The organism is Niabella drilacis (assembly GCF_900101395.1).
GTDB classification, from domain to species: Bacteria; Bacteroidota; Bacteroidia; order Chitinophagales; family Chitinophagaceae; genus Niabella; species Niabella drilacis.
This window is the reverse complement of the sequence record NZ_FMZO01000007.1, coordinates 207,615-224,528: the sequence shown is the minus strand read 5'-3', so window position 1 is coordinate 224,528 and position 16,914 is coordinate 207,615. Positions and strand designations below refer to the sequence as shown.

The 16,914-nt window shown below is 41.2% G+C and carries 19 protein-coding genes; 9 read left to right on the top strand and 10 right to left on the bottom strand.

The genetic code is table 11. The features are described from left to right. Positions 1-31: 31 nt before the first annotated feature. A complete protein-coding gene (locus BLS44_RS14420) occupies positions 32-1,510 on the top strand; it encodes a PL29 family lyase N-terminal domain-containing protein (RefSeq protein ID WP_090390796.1) in 1,479 nt (492 codons plus the stop codon). Positions 1,511-1,634: 124 nt separating this feature from the next. Continuing rightward, positions 1,635-3,818, top strand: coding sequence for an aegerolysin family protein (locus BLS44_RS14415; protein ID WP_090390795.1), 2,184 nt, complete (start codon positions 1,635-1,637; stop codon positions 3,816-3,818). A 1,000-nt stretch (positions 3,819-4,818) separates the two neighbouring features. Here BLS44_RS14415 and BLS44_RS14410 read toward each other — a convergent pair. Then, positions 4,819-6,621 carry an MICOS complex subunit MIC60 gene (locus tag BLS44_RS14410; RefSeq protein ID WP_143019781.1) on the bottom strand — a complete coding sequence of 601 codons (1,803 nt, stop codon included), beginning with the start codon at positions 6,619-6,621 and terminating at the stop codon, positions 4,819-4,821. A gap of 226 nt (positions 6,622-6,847) precedes the next feature. Between BLS44_RS14410 and BLS44_RS14405 the strand changes: the two genes are divergently transcribed. From BLS44_RS14405 to BLS44_RS14375, 7 genes are all read left to right on the top strand, one after another. After that, complete coding sequence (locus tag BLS44_RS14405; RefSeq protein ID WP_090390793.1) at positions 6,848-7,192, top strand: hypothetical protein; 345 nt, start codon at positions 6,848-6,850, stop codon at positions 7,190-7,192. An 83-nt stretch (positions 7,193-7,275) separates the two neighbouring features. Continuing rightward, the gene (locus BLS44_RS14400) at positions 7,276-8,007 is read left to right on the top strand and encodes a DKNYY domain-containing protein (protein ID WP_090390792.1); all 732 of its coding nucleotides are present in this window, start codon (positions 7,276-7,278) and stop codon (positions 8,005-8,007) included. Beyond that, positions 7,988-8,578: a hypothetical protein gene (locus BLS44_RS14395; protein ID WP_143019780.1), complete on the top strand. Its 591-nt coding sequence runs from the start codon at positions 7,988-7,990 to the stop codon at positions 8,576-8,578. Before BLS44_RS14400 ends, BLS44_RS14395 begins: the two co-directional genes overlap by 20 nt. Positions 8,579-8,607: 29 nt before the next feature. After that, entirely contained in the window at positions 8,608-9,114 is a 507-nt protein-coding gene (locus tag BLS44_RS14390) for an STM3941 family protein (protein ID WP_143019779.1), read from the top strand. A gap of 24 nt (positions 9,115-9,138) precedes the next feature. Then, positions 9,139-9,612 (top strand): lipocalin family protein, encoded by a 474-nt coding sequence (locus tag BLS44_RS14385; protein WP_090390789.1) that lies wholly within the window; start codon positions 9,139-9,141, stop codon positions 9,610-9,612. After that, positions 9,609-10,028 carry a DUF3592 domain-containing protein gene (locus BLS44_RS14380; RefSeq protein WP_090390788.1) on the top strand — a complete coding sequence of 140 codons (420 nt, stop codon included), beginning with the start codon at positions 9,609-9,611 and terminating at the stop codon, positions 10,026-10,028. Before BLS44_RS14385 ends, BLS44_RS14380 begins: the two co-directional genes overlap by 4 nt. A gap of 122 nt (positions 10,029-10,150) precedes the next feature. Continuing rightward, positions 10,151-10,837 (top strand): hypothetical protein, encoded by a 687-nt coding sequence (locus BLS44_RS14375; RefSeq protein ID WP_143019778.1) that lies wholly within the window; start codon positions 10,151-10,153, stop codon positions 10,835-10,837. A 170-nt stretch (positions 10,838-11,007) separates the two neighbouring features. Here the strand turns inward: BLS44_RS14375 and BLS44_RS14370 are convergent, their stop codons facing one another. The 9 genes from BLS44_RS14370 to BLS44_RS14325 form a co-directional block, all read right to left on the bottom strand. Continuing rightward, positions 11,008-11,418, bottom strand: a complete 411-nt coding sequence (locus BLS44_RS14370; protein ID WP_143019777.1) for a hypothetical protein — start codon at positions 11,416-11,418, stop codon at positions 11,008-11,010. A 76-nt stretch (positions 11,419-11,494) separates the two neighbouring features. Continuing rightward, positions 11,495-11,923 (bottom strand): hypothetical protein, encoded by a 429-nt coding sequence (locus tag BLS44_RS14365; RefSeq protein ID WP_143019776.1) that lies wholly within the window; start codon positions 11,921-11,923, stop codon positions 11,495-11,497. Between the two features lie 92 nt (positions 11,924-12,015). Beyond that, positions 12,016-12,300 carry a hypothetical protein gene (locus BLS44_RS14360; protein WP_176954425.1) on the bottom strand — a complete coding sequence of 95 codons (285 nt, stop codon included), beginning with the start codon at positions 12,298-12,300 and terminating at the stop codon, positions 12,016-12,018. A 124-nt stretch (positions 12,301-12,424) separates the two neighbouring features. Next, positions 12,425-12,871: a GNAT family N-acetyltransferase gene (locus BLS44_RS14355; protein ID WP_090390784.1), complete on the bottom strand. Its 447-nt coding sequence runs from the start codon at positions 12,869-12,871 to the stop codon at positions 12,425-12,427. 182 nt (positions 12,872-13,053) lie between these two features. After that, complete coding sequence (locus tag BLS44_RS14350; RefSeq protein WP_090390783.1) at positions 13,054-13,506, bottom strand: hypothetical protein; 453 nt, start codon at positions 13,504-13,506, stop codon at positions 13,054-13,056. A 24-nt stretch (positions 13,507-13,530) separates the two neighbouring features. Next, positions 13,531-14,088: an imm11 family protein gene (locus BLS44_RS14345; protein WP_090390782.1), complete on the bottom strand. Its 558-nt coding sequence runs from the start codon at positions 14,086-14,088 to the stop codon at positions 13,531-13,533. 645 nt (positions 14,089-14,733) lie between these two features. Next, positions 14,734-15,417 carry a hypothetical protein gene (locus tag BLS44_RS14335; protein WP_090390780.1) on the bottom strand — a complete coding sequence of 228 codons (684 nt, stop codon included), beginning with the start codon at positions 15,415-15,417 and terminating at the stop codon, positions 14,734-14,736. 363 nt (positions 15,418-15,780) lie between these two features. Continuing rightward, on the bottom strand, positions 15,781-16,197 hold the full coding sequence (locus BLS44_RS14330) for a hypothetical protein (RefSeq protein WP_090390779.1): 417 nt from the start codon (positions 16,195-16,197) through the stop codon (positions 15,781-15,783). A gap of 3 nt (positions 16,198-16,200) precedes the next feature. After that, entirely contained in the window at positions 16,201-16,914 is a 714-nt protein-coding gene (locus tag BLS44_RS14325) for a hypothetical protein (RefSeq protein ID WP_143019775.1), read from the bottom strand.

Sequence of the window (16,914 nt, the reverse complement as noted above, 5' to 3'; positions counted from 1 at the left end):
TTACTTTAAAAACCACCCACAATAAAATACAATGAAAACAAAAATCATCCTGCTGCCTTTGTTGATTACAATCTTCGCGGCCTGCCAGAAAAAAGATATTAATGCATTAAAAAACGAAGTGAATGATTTGAAAACCCAGCTGGCCTCCCTGCAAAACACAGTAAATATGACCAATGCAGACATCAAATCATTAAAAGACATTGCCGTTGCGCTTCAAAAAAACATCAGCGTAAAAAGCTATACAGCTACTGCCACCGGCTATCTGCTTACAATGAGCGATGGCAGCACTATTGAACTGAAAAACGGACAGAACGGAACCAATGGAGTAAACGGCAGCAATGGTAAAGATGGCGCTAATGCTCCCACCATTGGTATAAAGCAGGATACAGATGGCCAATACTACTGGACATTGGCCGGCGACTGGTTACTGCAAAACGGACAGAGAGTGCGGACCACCGGTAAAGACGGTGTCAACGGTACCAACGGTGCTAATGGTAATACCCCCATGCTAAAAATCGATAGCGCAACCAACTACTGGCTCATCAGCTACAATAACGGCGTCAGCTGGGCATTGCTTACCGACACCGGAGGCAAACCCGTACCGGCTACCGGCCCCCAGGGTATACCGGGGCAAAACGGTGCAACAGGGCAACCGGGTCAACCAGGCATACCCGGCTTTACGATCACTGAAAATGGCACCGCCATTGTTATCACTTATATGGGGGCAATTTACACCCTGCCAAAAGATGGAGGCGGTATCAATACATATAAAATGACATTTGCTACCCAAATACGCCTGGGGAGTGATATATCAATAGTTGTTGACGCAGCACTTAATGACAGGGCAGATGTGTGGATAGACCTGAATAATAATAAAAAGCAGGAAGACGGAGAACACATAGGTATTTTTGGCAGCGCTGTTTCATATACCTTAAGCACATCACAGACAGTAACAATCTATGGAAAAATAACACGGCTGGATTGCTCCCACAGTCAAATTACCGAACTAGACGTTTCGCAAAATACGGGGTTGGTTGAGCTGAACTGCAATAGCAATATACTCACCGCGCTGGATGTCTCCAAAAATACGGCATTGGCCAAGCTATCCTGCAACGTCAATAATCTTAAAGTGCTGGATGTTTCTAAAAATACAGCATTGGTTGAACTGAGTTGCTACGCCAATCAGCTTACGGCACTAGACGTTTCCAGCAATACGGCATTGCTTGAACTGAACTGCATTGTCAATCAACTCACCATGCTCGATGTTTCCAAAAATACAGCCCTGGTTGGACTGAACTGTTATTACAATCAGATTAAAGATGCACAAATGACAGCACTTATTAACAGTCTGCCTGTACGAACTTCAGCCGCAGTTGCCTATATCTTGAGAGAAGCCTCGAATGAAGGAAATACCATGCCTTCCGATACCGAGTTAAGCGCTGCAAAAGCAAAACAATGGAAATTGTATCAGGCAACCGCTTCGGGGGACGAAGCTTTACTTAATCCATAGATACGGCACTGCCAAGGGCTGAACAATCAGCACCAGCATTGCAATATGGCAGATAAGAACGTCTGATTGATACACCCGGACGCGCGCAAAACAAGTATAATGAAACCCTTTAAAACGTAAAATAATGGCAGCAAGAAGTGTTAAAATCAAATTACATAACCTGACCGGCTTCAGGCTAACGAAACTCGAAGAAGGACTTGATCATGGTGAATGGACCGGTCATGTACCTGAAATTATTGAGCCCAATTCGATGGTGGAGTTTGGATCTGAATCCGGCGGTGACATACCGGTTTTGGGAAGTATCGGAACCGGAACAGAAGGGCATATTAAGTATAAAATAGAAGACGGCAAAAATACCGAATGCTATTTTCACTGGAACAATCCATTTTCAAGTAGCGCTATCGGTGACCATTTCAATATTTTTCATGAATTCATTAACGAGGGTTATGCCATTTACCACACAGGCGATGACAATAGTCACGATGAAATCGTTGACCTGTATATCGACATTTCAAAAGAAGTAACGGTACCCCGTTTTTTACCATCAACTCATGGATTCAGATTTGCTAATCACTGGGCCGATTTCGGTTATCAGATACCGGCATTACAGGACATTCCGTTAATAGGCGACATAAAGTTTGGTGATGCAAGTAATGGGCTGTGCGGAGGGATGGTAAACGCTGTGCGGGATTATTATGAAGCCAATTACCCGATACCACAAATACAAACAGTGCCCAATAACCCCAATGATCCTTTGACAAAGTATATCATCGATCGGTTGCTGGCCAGTTTTGACCTCAGGGATGTTACAATGTATCTAAAACTAATGAGCCCGGCCTATGCAGATACCGATGAAGGATTGCTGCACCAGGCCGGGCAACAGGGGCGCGCTTATATAACCATAAAGGAAGAGTGGCCGATGATAAAGAATGATATTGACAACGGGCATCCCTCCCCTATTGGATTAATCAGAATCAAATCCCTGAATCCGGGCGACCTGGGGCATAACCATCAGGTTCTGGTTTATGGATATAAAATAAGCGGCAATAATGTGGTCCTGAGGATTTACGATCCCAATTATCCTGCCCGGGACAACCTGGAGATAAACTTAAGCCTGTTTTCTACAGCTGAGCCGGTGAAAGCAGTATACAATACGAATGACGGCAAGCCCATCTATGCGCTATTCAGAACCAATTATGAACGAAGGGACGGGTTTCCCAGATTCAATTATGACCGGTTCATTTCCCGCTTTGCAGCTACCAATATATACGCTTCACAAGCCGGTAAAGTTTACGGAACCATACTGCTAAAAAAAGAAGCCGCCGATTGGAGGGATATCCGGGCTTCGGATTTGGGTAACCCGCAAACCTCAGATGAGCGATTCAGAGCGGTGAGTACTTATGCCGTTAATAACGGCTATATCGGCGCGTTTCCAAATTTCTTCGAAGCCGATTACGGACAGGGAACGGTTTATGGCACCCTATTGATTAAAAAAGAAACCGCCGACTGGAAAGACATTCCGGCCGCTGACCTGGGTAACCCCCAAACACCCGACGAACGGTTTAGAGCGGTAAATACCTATGCCAGCAATAATGGCTACATCGGCGCATTCCCCAATTTCTTTGAAGCCGATTACGGACAGGGAACGGTTTATGGCACCCTATTGATTAAAAAAGAAGCCGCCGATTGGAGCGATATACTGGCCTCAACTTTAGGCATCCCCCAAACATTTGAAGAACGATTCAGAGCTGTGAATACCTATGCCGGCAACAAGGGCTATGCAGGTGCATTCCCCAATTTCTTTGAGGCCAATTATGAATATATAGGCGCATTCCCGAATTTTTTCGAAGCCGATTATGGACATGGAACAGTTTACGGTACCCTATTCATTAAAAAGGGAGCAGCCGATTGGAGCGATATTCCGGCCGTTGATCTGGGCAATCCGCAACTGCCGGAAGAACGTTTTAGAGCAATGAATACCTATGCCGGCAAGAAGGGCTACATCGGCGCATTTCCGAATTTTCTTGAAGCCGATTATGGACAGGGAACGGTTTATGGCACCCTATTGATTAAAAAAGAAGCCGCCGACTGGAAAGACATTCCGGCCGCTGACCTGGGCAACCCGCAAACACCCGACGAACGGTTTAGAGCGGTAAATACCTATGCCAGCAATAATGGTTACATCGGCGCATTCCCGAATTTCTTTGAAGCCGATTATGGACAGGGAACAGTTTATGGCACCCTATTGATTAAAAAAGAAGCCGCCGACTGGAGAGACATTCCGGCCGCTGACTTAAAATTACAATAGATGTACTTACATTCGATGACACTGTATCATAAAGTGCCGGTAGAGGCTAATACGCAAAACGGAAGCAAAAGTTTCTGATGACTATTTGTGGGATTTACTCAATTGTAAAAAGAAAATGCCATGTCCACTCTACCTCTACAAAAAGCAAGCTTTTTGCAGACCGGTCCCAAAAGCTCAATGCCTTTCTATTTCCTTTTCCTAAATATCGTTGCTTTTTTCACACGAAAAGTTCCAATAGGTTTCCTATCTGTCCTTTGTATAACCGCAAAAAACGCCAGTAAGTACTTTTAAGATCTTATAAAAAAGGAATCGGGGCAATCCAACCTGTAATATATAGCGTTTATCTTGATGATGTCAACGATGTTCAATTGATAAATATTCAACCACCCAGAAAAGCGCTACGAAATTGATCGGTCAAAAAGAAACGGTTGCGCTAACCAATCAATAATCCAGGTAAGCGCACTATTAGATTTTACAGACCTATTAGCGGAACATGTCGCCAAAATATTGTACAGGGTAATATACCAGGGCAAACGCATCTAATTTCAGTATTGTTCAGCTCCGGTGGAGCCCCGTGTTTATAGTAATCTGCTGTTTTATCAACCCGGCTCCTGTAGGAGCCGCGTGTTTGTTGGGCCCGAAATTTTACGCGGCTCCCACAGGAGCCGGCTTTTCTCTTTAATACCTTGCTATAAACACGCGGCACTTATAGTGCCTGAAAATGCTCCAGGTGTGCTCTTTTTACCCAATTCAGATGCGTTTGCCCCAGGTAATATACCTGGAAACAATTCTTTTCATACCTTTAATCTTACACTATTTATTCTCTATTCTATTAATGATCCCGAAACAACTATATGCCGCAAACACCCTATCGGGTTAGCAGTCTACCTGATTTCAAAACGCACCACTTTCAAGAAAAGCTTCTGCGAGGATATACAACAACTCTTTTGTGCTAATAAGAGACGCTTCAAAAAAAATGAACTCGCTAAAAGCGATCATTTCAAAACAAAGCCTGTAAAAACTCCTCCAGGTTCGTATCCTTGTCCAATCCGAATTTTTGCTTCAACCGGTACTTAAACATACGTACACTTTGCGGCTCTACGTGTAGCGCCTGAGCTATTTGCTTCGTGGTCATTTGCAGATGCAGGTAGGCACAGTATTTCACGTCCAATGGTGTAAGCTTCTGCACAGCTTTTTCAGAAAGCTGGTTGAAAAAACCGGGATGCAACTGCTGTATTTGCAATTTAATCTCTTCAAAGTCGGCATTGAGCAGCATCTCTTCTTTCAGCAGTTTTTTAATATGCCCGGCATTGCCGTCTTTCAGTTGAGACTGTATCTGTTGCAGCATATCGTTTTTATGTTCAATGATCAGCGAGTTGGCCAATGCCTCTTTTTCCAGTTGCTTACGCTTTAGTTCCAGCAGCTCCTGTTCGGTTTTTAGTCTTGCCTGTTCTTCCTTTTCCAGTTTTAATTGCATTGTAGCCCGATTTTCCGCTTCTCCCTTTTCCTGTTCCAGTTTTTTTTCGCGTTCAATAGAATACCGGAGTTTAAAGTGATACGAGCGAAACATGAAGCCCAATCCCGCCATCAAAGCCAGCACAATGCCACCGTATAAATAGTCCTGCCTTTTTCGAAACTCAGCCCTCTGGCTCAGCAGTTTCAACTGCTGATTCTTCTTTTCCGTTTCGTACTGTACTTCCAGCTTTTGTGTATTAAAAATTTGCTGCTGGTCGAAAGTCTTTTTCAATAATTTTTCGGCTATCTGCTGATAATTAAGTGCTGCTTTTAGGTCATCCTTCTTAACAGCAATATCAGCCAGGTGCTTATAAACGGTATATTCAGATTTGTAAAACGTTTTTTTGTCCTGCTGTATCTGGCTAATACATTGAAGCAGGTACTGCTCTGCCTGCGGCAGGTTCTTTTCCTCTTCGGCAAAACTGCTTTTAATACCATATATATTAACCCAATAATCCGGTGCGGCATGATTATTTTCAAGCTCCTGCACAGCAAGCGAAAGGTAGCGAAATGCCTGCTTCTTACGTTCTTCCAATGGCTCTTTGGAAAATTCGAAATAATAATTAGCAAAATTTACACAGGTGATCACAAAGCTATTCGGGCTGATTTTTCCAGGATTTTTCTTATGAAGTGCAAACGACTTTTGCAGATAATGAAAACTGCTGTCGAGCAACGGTTTTTGCCGGGTGTTTTCATATTTTGCCTGGAACATACTGGAAATGCCATTGTTTACATTGACCAACGAGTTATCATTATTGTCCATCAGTGCAATTTTCTCACACTGTCGAATATAGTAGTTCATTTTAGTTTCATCGTTCCAGCGGCTGTACACACCATACAACAAATAGTTGAGCGCGTACTGAGTCAGCAGGTCCTTGCCGCTTTTGTCTAAAAACTGCAACCCCTCTAACGCGCTTTTCACCACTTCATCAGGCAGGTTAAGCTGGCGGTAAAGCGATGCATTTGCACGGTAAGCAATGGCTTTGGCCCCCCTGCTTTTAGCTTTTGTGCTATACTCCAAACCCAGATCAGCATATTTTTTACTCAAAAGCAGGCTATCCATAGCACCATAGATCATACTTTGGCTGGCATATAAATAGGTCATATCGTCGACTGAATTTCCCTTTCTCAGAACAGATCGTTTTATCAGTTCCAAAGCTTCTTCCGGCTGGTTTTTAATACGTAATATCTCCAGCGTTGCCAGGTCCTGCTGGATTGCCGGATTTAGCTGTGCATTAACCCGCCCGGTCATTATAGATACAGCAATGAGGACAAAAGAAATTTTCATATATATATCAAAAAGGTTCTTTGCATCAAATTTAAGGCTCTATCCATAAAAAATGCCGAGGTATGCCGGAATCGAACTTTTAAAAAACATTGATTTACAGATATTTAAAAAATATGTATATACTTTGTATATACGACTTTCAATATTGTAGACGATTTGTCAGCACTCCAGGAAAGGTTTTTGGTTTTCAGGGTGTCATATTTGCCTTAAACAAAAATAAAAAATCATGACTCCAAAAACGCAATCCATTCTCAGCTATATTGGTATTTTATGGCTGGCAGCCTATTTCGGTGGAAAATCCCAAAGAACTGATTTCTGCATCTATCATTTAAAACAAGGTTTGGGCCTCTGGCTTATTGCTATTTTGTTTAATATTGTCTTATTTTTCGTCTCCAAGGCCTCACCCTGGCTTGCAAGCAGTTTGAGCTACGCCGGCGTTTTATTTTTAATTATAATGATCATCGGTATCATTAATGCGGCCAACAACGTGAAAAAGCCCCTGCCGGTAATTGGCGGAATGTTCGACACGCAATTCCCGTTCTTAGATAAAGAAAATCCATCAAATACCTGATCTTCTCCCCAAACTGCATCTGCATTAACATTGACGTGGATGAACATTAAAGTACAGGGAACCCTTCTGTAAAAACATAAAAAATGGTCCGAAAAGATCTGGGAAACGGCTTTGCAATTGTGAATAACCATATCATTTTACATTTCAATAAAGAAGTGTATCGAAAATTTTATCCACTCATCCACTTTCCCGATTTTGAAATTATTGAAAGCAATGGTTCTAATTTTCATTATTTCAGGGATAAAAATAATATCTACCTGGAAAGCCACATGAATCCGTTTTGTGTTTTGGCAGATGCCCACCCTCTGGATTTTCATCTCCTTGATTTCAAAAAAGGAATGGCAACATCCAACGGTACCGATTATATCTTCGATCAAAAGCTCCCCTACCGTTTTGAAGATGTAAAACCTTTGTCAGGATTATACCAGCAGGTAAACAACAAGATATATTTTGCTTATTTTAAGGAAGTACCAGCCGTGGATACCGCCACGTTTGAAGTATTATACGGAGAACGTATAGGTAACATGGCAAAAGACAGGAGAAACGTGTATTTCCGAGACAAAATAATCCCCGAAGCCGATGCGGGCAGTTTCAGGATTTTGGAACAATGTATTAACAGCGCTTACTACCACGAGTGGGATCATACATTTTACGCGGTTGACAGGCAGTTTGCATTTTATATAGACACTATTGCAAAAACCGTCAAAACAATCAGAACAAAAAGCCCTGACCGGCTTCGTTTTCAAATAAAGGATGAGCTGGGATATGCAATAGATGATGACTATCGCTACTTATTTGGAAAAAGAAAAAGATGATCAGCAAAAATCCGAAATGAAAACTAAAAAGATAATAGGCCTTGTTATGTTGATCGTTATCGGCGGATTGGTTTTATTGACTTTTGTTCTTTACTCAACCATCAAGACAAAATCCACTGATATCAGCAAATACGCTCCATATAACAATTGGATCGGCAAAACCGTAACACTGGACAAGCAAACTGTGTTAGTTATGGAAAAAGCCCGGCTTAACGGAGATAAAAGCTATCCCTATTTGCTGCTGGACAGCCTTCATCCTGACTGGCAGTACCTTGAAGAACGCGAAAAAAACGGCGATTATACAAAAGTTGTGGTGTTTCCGGCAGGACTAAAGTTGCACATAAAAAAAGCGATCCAATTTACCGGCGGTGTTTCCGGGAACTCCACACCCATGATTTTCGGAACCCTATTCCACAATGGAAAAGAATACAAAACCGGATATCAATGGGGACAACGCCAAATTGCCAGGTATATGGACAAGATAAAAGAATGCTGGCATTTTCATCGCGCGCCGTGGCAAACCCGGCCGGATACTGTTTTCTACGCACTACCCGATGCCCAATGGTGGTGATTTTTTCCAACTTAAACATCCATCATATCATGAACGAAATTAATTTTTATTATAGCAAAAAAAAACAGACCCGGCTGGCGGTTCTATTTTTACTGATAGCCCTGTTGGGTACGGCTATAGCAGTATACTATTTCTTTTTTGCAAATCATATAGTATCAGCAGTAACGTATGGAGGTATTGTACTTGCTATACTATCCCTGCTTATTTTCTTCCGGTTGCTGACAGCACCTGAAGCAGAGAACGAAGTAGCGATCAGTATTAACGAAAAAGGCATTGCAGGGTTTACTACCCCGGTTATAAAATCCGCAGGGCTGATCGACTGGCATGATATAGCCTCGATAAATGTTTATGACGGGATGCTGGAAATGGCCGTTCACAATCCTGGAAAATATGCTGCAAGAATGAAGAATTTTTTTGTACGCGATAGCTTCCTGAAAACCTTGAAAGGAACATTAAAGGTTTCGCTCGTGGAAGTATCCGCCGCTAAAGAAGAAATAATGAATGCAATAGAAAAGTATACATCCGAAAAAATATAATTTCTTAAAAAAAGAACAGCAAAAATGAAATACACATTATTATTGGCCTTAGGCTTAACCATATTATCCATATCCTGCTCCAAAGACAAAACGGATCCGCCTACGGGAAAAGAACTTCTGTTAGGCACATGGAAACAATCAAGAGTTTTGGTATTATACACGCCCGGCAAAACCGTTTTATCCTCCGATACGATAAAAACCTGTGATGCCAATAACAACTGGACCTTTGACACGGGCAGCGATTATAGCTTTACCAGTTACAAATCCTCTGCTGCCGGTTGTGTTGTACGGAATCACCGCGCAGGCACTTATACCTTCGATGAACAGGCTCAGCAATTAACATTAAGTAATATAACCGGGGGAACCCGACCCGATATATTCAATGTGTACCAGCTTACAAAAAAAGAAATGTGGTTTAACCTGGGTGCAACTAACTACGATGGCGATACAACCAATTACCTGCAAATCCTGGTTCTTACCAGATCATCAAAAAAATGAAAATGGCAACCGCAATACATGCAACTTTATTCATTATAGGCGCTATACTTATAGCACTGGGCATTTTATCTTTCAGAAGCTCACGCAGACTTATTTTATCAGGGACTAAAACAGAGGCAACGGTAGTAGAAAATATTCCTTCCCGGGATGATAAGGGTGTAATTATGTATGCCCCTTTAATGGAATACAGCACTAACGGTGAAATAAAAACATATACACCCAACACAGGTGCTAGCCCACCTGCATATAATATCGGCGAAAAAGTAACCCTGGTATATCATCCTCAAAATGCAAAAGACATACGCATCCTTTCTTACTGGGGCATGTATTCAGGTAGTAATATTTTATGGGCCATGGGTTTGCCAATGCTGTTGATCGGGTGTGGCTATTTTTTATTTAAAACAGGCATCATTTAGAAATGATAAAAGATCACAGCATACCATTTACGTTACCTGTCAATCAGGACAAAAGTAAACCACGACATTCCGAAGAATATCAGCAATATTTAAACACCTAACATTTATAAATTCATACGCCAATGTTTTTTCTTGTCCAGCGATACGAGGTATCGCAATTTTCAGCCGGTCATCTGCAAAACCCTCAAACACCCGAACAGCGCATGACCCTTTCGTTTGTACGTACTCGCATGCGTATGGCGATATGTACGGTACATTCCCGGAAAGCTGCCGGCGATTTTTGGGATGTAACCACTAACAACAAAGTGCCCAGGCGCCTGTGGACGCCTGAAATGAAAGCTTTTTATCAAAGCCGGTATAACGAAGTACCAAAGCCACCGTTTGTTTTCAAGCTGACTGTTTTAGGATGGATACTTTCCCTGCTGGTGGCTGCGTTTTTTGGTTTTATTATTTACAATTCAGCAAAACCGCCATTTCCAAAACCTGTTCAAGCTGTTGCTATGGCAAAAGCACCTGCAGTTGGAGCTATTTATTTCGGTCATTATGAAAAGTATAAAGAAAAGGGTACACCAATCGGATCCGAAATCGGGTACGGCTGGTTTATAATCAAAAAAGTAACAGATGATGATTTTTACCTGGCTAAAAGTACCGGAATGAGCAAAAGCTTCAAAGCCAAAGAGCAGCTGGAAAGTACCCGCTTCGAAACCGAAACGTTGCCGCCACTAAAATTATCGGAGCAAACCGGGTACAATATCCGCTTTAAATCGACAGATGGCCTGACAGAGGTTTATATTACTGATAAGAAGTAATATAAACCTTTTGCCTTCAATCACTTTTTGTTTTACGATATAGGCAGTGGGGCAACTCGTTGTATTTCAAAAAATCTTCAACAACAGCGTTCGATAATCCTTCTGCAGGCAGTACTATACATTGAGCAGGAAACCTTACAGGAGTCAATACTGCATTGCCTGACTTCAGATTAATGAAGCAGCATCCGGGTAAAAATTTTGACTTTAAACTTATTGGCATTATCATCACCTAAGTCTCCCTGTCCGTTCCAATTTACCGGTTTTGATCTCAGGTGCAGCTTACCTCTTATCACTTCCAGTTCGATATAATCGTTCTTTTCTTTCTGTGCGGGGATAACGAATGTTTTTCCTTTTAAAGTTGCCTGAAAAGTGCGTGGAGGAGCCATGCCATTACCAATGTCTTTGACCACAGCGTAATTTTTCCCGGGTTCAAACCGGATGGAAACCGTATTCGTTCCATATTTTTCTTTTACTTCCCATATGCCGGCAAAAGTGGTTTGAATTTCTTTAGGAACAGCATTTGTTTGGGCAGATGAAACCCCCGTTGTTAAAAGGAAAAGTATTAAGCTTAGCTGTTTCATTGCTTTAGTTTTATTGATATAAAAATACCCGGACGATACCGGCGTCAGCTTGCCATAGCGCTGTTTATTTAAACCTTCAGCCAAAAAGATAGTACATCCTCATATTGATATCGGATTCAATTTCAGCCAGACAGACTCTTACCCTTGAAATAGCAGATGCTTCATTTATTGAGAGTTCATATCGCAGACCTTCTGATTGAAATATGATTCTATCTGTCTGCTCTCTGTTATAAAGAAAATGATAAACCCGGAGATTTTCGCAAGGTGCCAGATATTCTTGCAAAGATGCTGAATTTACAAAGCTCGTATCTTCCGGAAGCGTTTTAACGAGACAACCGATATGCTGAGGGTAATGATGAACATCCACATCAATATATGCTATTTGAGGTGGCGTCTTATTGGTCTCTGCAATAAAACCGATCATAATGCCCCTGCTCTCCATTTCCACAGGAAATTCATCAAGCTCATCATATTCATAACCGGCCAGAAAATCTTCAATTTTCATCTCAAATATTTTTTCAAATGCCTTTTTGAACTCCTTGTTCCGGATATCCTTACAAAACAACGTTGATGAGATCCTACTGTCCTCTATCATGCTCATAACAAATTATTTTCCCTGAGTGTATCATAAAAATCGCCATCGCCTTCCATTTTATCGATAATTTTTGCTGTCAATTCTTTGGAATGTAGAGCAGGAGACCGTTGTCCGGGGACCGGATGTATTAAGAAGTCCATCTCCTGATGATCCTCTTTGATCCATTTTAGTAATATTACCGTATCCACCTTACTCAATGTGAAAAGATAATAAAAGCTACTGCCCGCATTTCCACCTCTTCTTATGTTAATGATATCGGCGCGCATTTTGTCATCAATCAGTATCATATCGTTAATACTTGCATCAGCATTTTTCCTGTTTAGTTCGCGTTTCGAGGCCTGGCGCACTTCGCGGAAATCGAAGCACCAATGTTCAGTTTTGCATTAAACCTGTATTTTGCCAAACTGCCTGTTAGCTGTTTGAGCTTGTTGTCCAGTCATTATATGTCATTTCAAATTTGATTTCTTTTGTTCCGTTCGTTCCAACTTCTGTCCAACCTGCTTTTCTATAAAACCGTTCTGCTCTTGTATTAAAAGCGGTTCCTAACCAAACTTTTTCTTTTGTCTGTGCAAAATACCAGTCTAACATAGTTTTGTGTAATAGTTGTCCAATGCCTTTTTTCTCAAATTTTGGGTCTAAAAACAATGCCCAAATGTTATTTTCTTTCAAGTCAGCAATTGCAAAACCCACAATTTGTTTGTCGATTTCACAAACCCAGCCTTTTCCTCTTACTGTGATAAACGCTTCGCAATCATCGTCCGTTACCAGGTCAGGATTTGATAAAGTGTTTTCTGTAACAGAATTTCTTACTATTTGCATTTGTTTTATGTCGTCAATTTGAGCTTCTCTAATCGTCATATTTAACTTTTTTATCTGCCAGTTGTAAGTTACAAATATTTATCAAATGTTATTTCTGCAGGGTCCTTCGCAGCCTGACCGATAACCATCGCTGGTGCGAGCATCTTGCTCGTGTCCGCCTGTAGTTTGTCTTCAATATATTCCTCGCAGTCGGTTTGTCAGGATGGAATATCCACAGTATGTTATTCAGCCATATCCAATTTCCGGATCGATTTAATCTTCTTTCCTTCTACCGTAACCTCAAAAAAAAGTTTTTGATCCTCTCCTATGGCCTTAAAGAAATCCTGCTGTGTTTGCATCTCTTTTACAAAATATTTGAAATCTTCGGACAATTCCAGGCCTTGCTCCAAATCAGACACACACCTGATATTATAGATAAACGTCTCCCGTTCGTTCAGCCCGTTTTCATCGTTGATAGAGGCTACTCCCGTTTCTATAGCAGCACAGTTAAACAGCAGCCCCTTTCTGCCTCCTTCCCCCTTTAGCCGGACATTGCCGACAAATATAACGCTATCTGTTTCTATGCCCATTTCACAGGTACAGGCTGTTGCAGCTTGCTTAGCGCTGTTCTGCGAATTACTGCCGTTACAGGCGAAAAGTATCAGTACAATTCCTACATAAATTTTAGCCCGCATGGGTTCGATATTTGATTTTCGATCTTATTTCTTGAACCCAACACCGTTTATTTTAGCAGCTTCAACCAGACTTTTAAACAATTCAGAAACGACTATTTTATTATCCTCCTGTGAACGCACCACATTATACTCAAATCCATACTCTTCCAAAGGAGTTGTCTGCAAAACAGTTTGGGTAAATTTCAACGAATTATCAACCGGATGTTTTGTATAGGCTGATTTGTCCAGATCATAGCATTCCACCTTATTAAAAACATTTAATGCTACGTAGCTGCTATTCAGTATGCCCTGATAAGTAAAAGCTGTACTTAGCATCTGCACATCCGATTTAAAATGGGCCGTTATCAAATCTTTAAATCGTTCACTGATCAATAGTCCGCCTCCAACTGTTTCAATAACATCCTGCCGGATCAGATCTTCGTACGACACCTTACTGTTCGCTGCATCTTCATAAATCAAAACTGAATCGGTGTTCTCCTTAACAAAACGTCCCACACCCAGCCAGGAGCCATTTACTTTATTTTGAAGACCGTATTTTAACGGATAATTAGATTTGTGTTTAATCGTCAGGAAATAGTTCATATATATTCAGTTTTTTGTTATTGCATATCGATCTCTTCGGAAGTCAAATCTGCCCGCGAACTTTCAAAAAAACAATCTACAAAATTTGGGCCTGGCGTGTTTACCCAAAAGTGCTAAGAGCGCCTCTTTTTCGCTCTCCGTATCTAAATTGATTATTTTTTTGCAATTCCTATTCATTCTTCTCTTGTCATATTTTCGTGTTGTTCCGTAAGCCCAACTCTAAAACACACTTCAGAAATTCAATGGCTGCATCTGGTAATAAAGCAGACCTGTTTATTGTTTCTTCGGAAGTGACACATACCATAATTTCATCCAGGAATTGAAATTGATTTAGTTGTCATTTCTGAAAAAGGGCACCCCCTCAGGGGCATCGTAAGGATTCCTATCCCATTCAAATTTCCGGGTATCAGTACTAAACAAGAAGCGTTCTCCTAAAATCACACTAAACTCTTTGATTGATGGGTCAAATACAACAGTTGCCCTTTTTACCTTTAATTTCTTTTCACTATCAAATACCATAAAAATATCCTTCTAAATCTGACTCCTTACAATTCAACAAACCTGACATCCCGATAACGCGTTTGATATATTTACAGATCTAACGCGTCTCCGTATTCCAGCGCCGCCAGTATCTCTTTTAAAATACTACTTCATTTTCAATATTCCAAACCGGGCATTGTAAAAATATTTTGGGTCGCTATTGATCCGGTAACATTCACTGCCTAAGCTTTTGAACCTTTGCCCATTCAGTTCATAGTAATAGATCTTATTAAAACCGGGCAGTCGTCCGTTCGTCCATTTATAAACAATACTTTGGTCAAATTCGGGCAGCTCATTTTTTAGTTCCATTGCCAGTTCCCCAATGTTGGTGAATCCGTTTTTTGATGTTGCACTATCCATTTTCTGCTTAACAGCATAGTCAGGTGCAGCATATAGAAAATCGCCTATGATTATATTCCGGTTTTTATCCATTAAAATAGTTGAGTCCGAATTGACCGTATCGACCACATATGTTTTGCTGCCATAGACGTTTTTCAGCCGGAGTTCATTTCCAATACTGTAACCGGTTGCATTCTTTTGGGCGTCTTTATTCTTTGGGTCCTGAAAAAAAAGAAGCTGTCTTTTCGAATAATAAAGCGAATCACTCAGCATTTTAATCGTATGCATAACTGTCGAATCCAATGCTTCTACCTGTATCACTATATTCGCACCAATCAATTCTTCCAACGTAGAAACGCCGGGGTGCTGATCTTCTTTTGTAGCAAGAGAACAAGAATGAAGGGATATGATCAATAAAAATGCAAAAATGAGAGGAAATAGCTCTTTCATAGTTTATTCTAATTGTTACCGCCTCATCTAAATTAATTCTTTTTAATCAGATATAAATAAAAAAGCACATCGATCATTTTCCGAATGGGTACTTTTTGAAACTCAGTCCTTATCAGTTCCATTCATCTTGTATTAATCATACTCATTGCCAGCTTCATTATATTGCGTCACTAATCCCAAATAAAACGTATTGTCATCCGCCCAGAATTCCTTTAGACGACACAGGACCATTTGTGGGTTTTCTTTCAACGACCCCATTGAGTTCTACAACTTTCTGAAATCTACCGTTTTTCTTTTGCTGGATGAAATAACAGAAGCACTACAGCCCTTGTTTATCAATCTCATTCTTAGAAACCGGAGTTGCTAAAATCCATACTGTGCAATATATACCTCTCTGAACATATCGTACACTAAACCGGCATATACCCCGGGAGTAATCAGCTCATCGAAAAGATTGCAATTACAGGAAATAGAAACTTCCGTAGTCCTCACCCCATTGTATTTTCTGTTCCTGCCGGCCGGATGAAATTTTACCGTATCCGTATTGTATATAGAGTCATAAAAAAACCTATGCGTCTTACGGATCACATCAAAAAATAGTGTAAACGCATAGTTCCCTTTCTGCATTAGCTTTTTTTGGGCCAGTATATGCGTCCATATGTAATCAAAAATGTAACGGGATACCTGTGCATCCACCCGGGACCTTTTGAGTAGAACAGCGGCTCTTGATATACCGTCATCGTCATTAATGCTCCAAAACCTGCTGATTGTCACTTCCATATTTTATGAATATTTAATATTGTTTTTATAGATCCCAACATGTGTGTGGACTGCTTCAAATGCTTCTATCGCACAGCGGAACTCCAGATTTTTCCTGTTCCTGAACGTAAAAATTAATTTTCCTTCCCTATATGCCAGTCCGACATTCCTAATAGCTTCCATTCCTTTAAAGAAAGATCCGTCAACGATATTGAAGTTTATCTTTTCCCCGATGAAGTCGATAGAACCGCAGGAGTTAATACCGGAACAGACGTGGAGCCGAAGATAATTTCCGCTGGTGATTTCGTGAGCTCCGATTTCAAGTTCCCCTGCCGGATCACCAGTTTTTAGCTCCCGGAAACGTATGTTTCCCCTTCGTGCAATGCGAAGACTGACCAGAACCGCTACCGAACATAAATAGGGCAGGCAGTAAAGCAAGGCATAGATATCCATTGCCCAGGTAACATATATGGTAAATATCAGCGGCAAACCGAACAGCAAGGCTACGGACGGCCACAGTTTTGGTGCTTTCCTTCTTTTCAGTGCCAGAACAGGCAGCGAACAAAGGGCCAGCACGATATTAAACCCTATGGCCAGCCCATACGCCAGGCCCACCATGTCGTTAGCGGGGTGATGCCGTACAGCCTGCGACTGCTGGGTGTGAAGTACCAACAGCCCTGCCACCACCGAGAGGAAACCGATAAAAAAGCTAAATAAAATGATCTTCCAGTATGTCAT

Excerpts from the sequence above, each read along its gene's own strand:
- BLS44_RS14420 (WP_090390796.1), top strand. The coding sequence starts at position 32 with ATGAAAACAAAAATCATCCTGCTGCCTTTGTTGATTACAATCTTCGCG.
- BLS44_RS14415 (WP_090390795.1), top strand. The coding sequence starts at position 1,635 with ATGGCAGCAAGAAGTGTTAAAATCAAATTACATAACCTGACCGGCTTC.
- BLS44_RS14410 (WP_143019781.1), bottom strand. The coding sequence starts at position 6,621 with ATGAAAATTTCTTTTGTCCTCATTGCTGTATCTATAATGACCGGGCGG.
- BLS44_RS14405 (WP_090390793.1), top strand. The coding sequence starts at position 6,848 with ATGACTCCAAAAACGCAATCCATTCTCAGCTATATTGGTATTTTATGG.
- BLS44_RS14400 (WP_090390792.1), top strand. The coding sequence starts at position 7,276 with ATGGTCCGAAAAGATCTGGGAAACGGCTTTGCAATTGTGAATAACCAT.
- BLS44_RS14390 (WP_143019779.1), top strand. The coding sequence starts at position 8,608 with ATGAACGAAATTAATTTTTATTATAGCAAAAAAAAACAGACCCGGCTG.
- BLS44_RS14385 (WP_090390789.1), top strand. The coding sequence starts at position 9,139 with ATGAAATACACATTATTATTGGCCTTAGGCTTAACCATATTATCCATA.
- BLS44_RS14380 (WP_090390788.1), top strand. The coding sequence starts at position 9,609 with ATGAAAATGGCAACCGCAATACATGCAACTTTATTCATTATAGGCGCT.
- BLS44_RS14375 (WP_143019778.1), top strand. The coding sequence starts at position 10,151 with ATGTTTTTTCTTGTCCAGCGATACGAGGTATCGCAATTTTCAGCCGGT.
- BLS44_RS14370 (WP_143019777.1), bottom strand. The coding sequence starts at position 11,418 with ATGAAACAGCTAAGCTTAATACTTTTCCTTTTAACAACGGGGGTTTCA.
- BLS44_RS14365 (WP_143019776.1), bottom strand. The coding sequence starts at position 11,923 with ATGAAAATTGAAGATTTTCTGGCCGGTTATGAATATGATGAGCTTGAT.
- BLS44_RS14360 (WP_176954425.1), bottom strand. The coding sequence starts at position 12,300 with ATGATACTGATTGATGACAAAATGCGCGCCGATATCATTAACATAAGA.
- BLS44_RS14355 (WP_090390784.1), bottom strand. The coding sequence starts at position 12,871 with ATGACGATTAGAGAAGCTCAAATTGACGACATAAAACAAATGCAAATA.
- BLS44_RS14350 (WP_090390783.1), bottom strand. The coding sequence starts at position 13,506 with ATGCGGGCTAAAATTTATGTAGGAATTGTACTGATACTTTTCGCCTGT.
- BLS44_RS14345 (WP_090390782.1), bottom strand. The coding sequence starts at position 14,088 with ATGAACTATTTCCTGACGATTAAACACAAATCTAATTATCCGTTAAAA.
- BLS44_RS14335 (WP_090390780.1), bottom strand. The coding sequence starts at position 15,417 with ATGAAAGAGCTATTTCCTCTCATTTTTGCATTTTTATTGATCATATCC.
- BLS44_RS14330 (WP_090390779.1), bottom strand. The coding sequence starts at position 16,197 with ATGGAAGTGACAATCAGCAGGTTTTGGAGCATTAATGACGATGACGGT.
- BLS44_RS14325 (WP_143019775.1), bottom strand. The coding sequence starts at position 16,914 with ATGACATACTGGAAGATCATTTTATTTAGCTTTTTTATCGGTTTCCTC.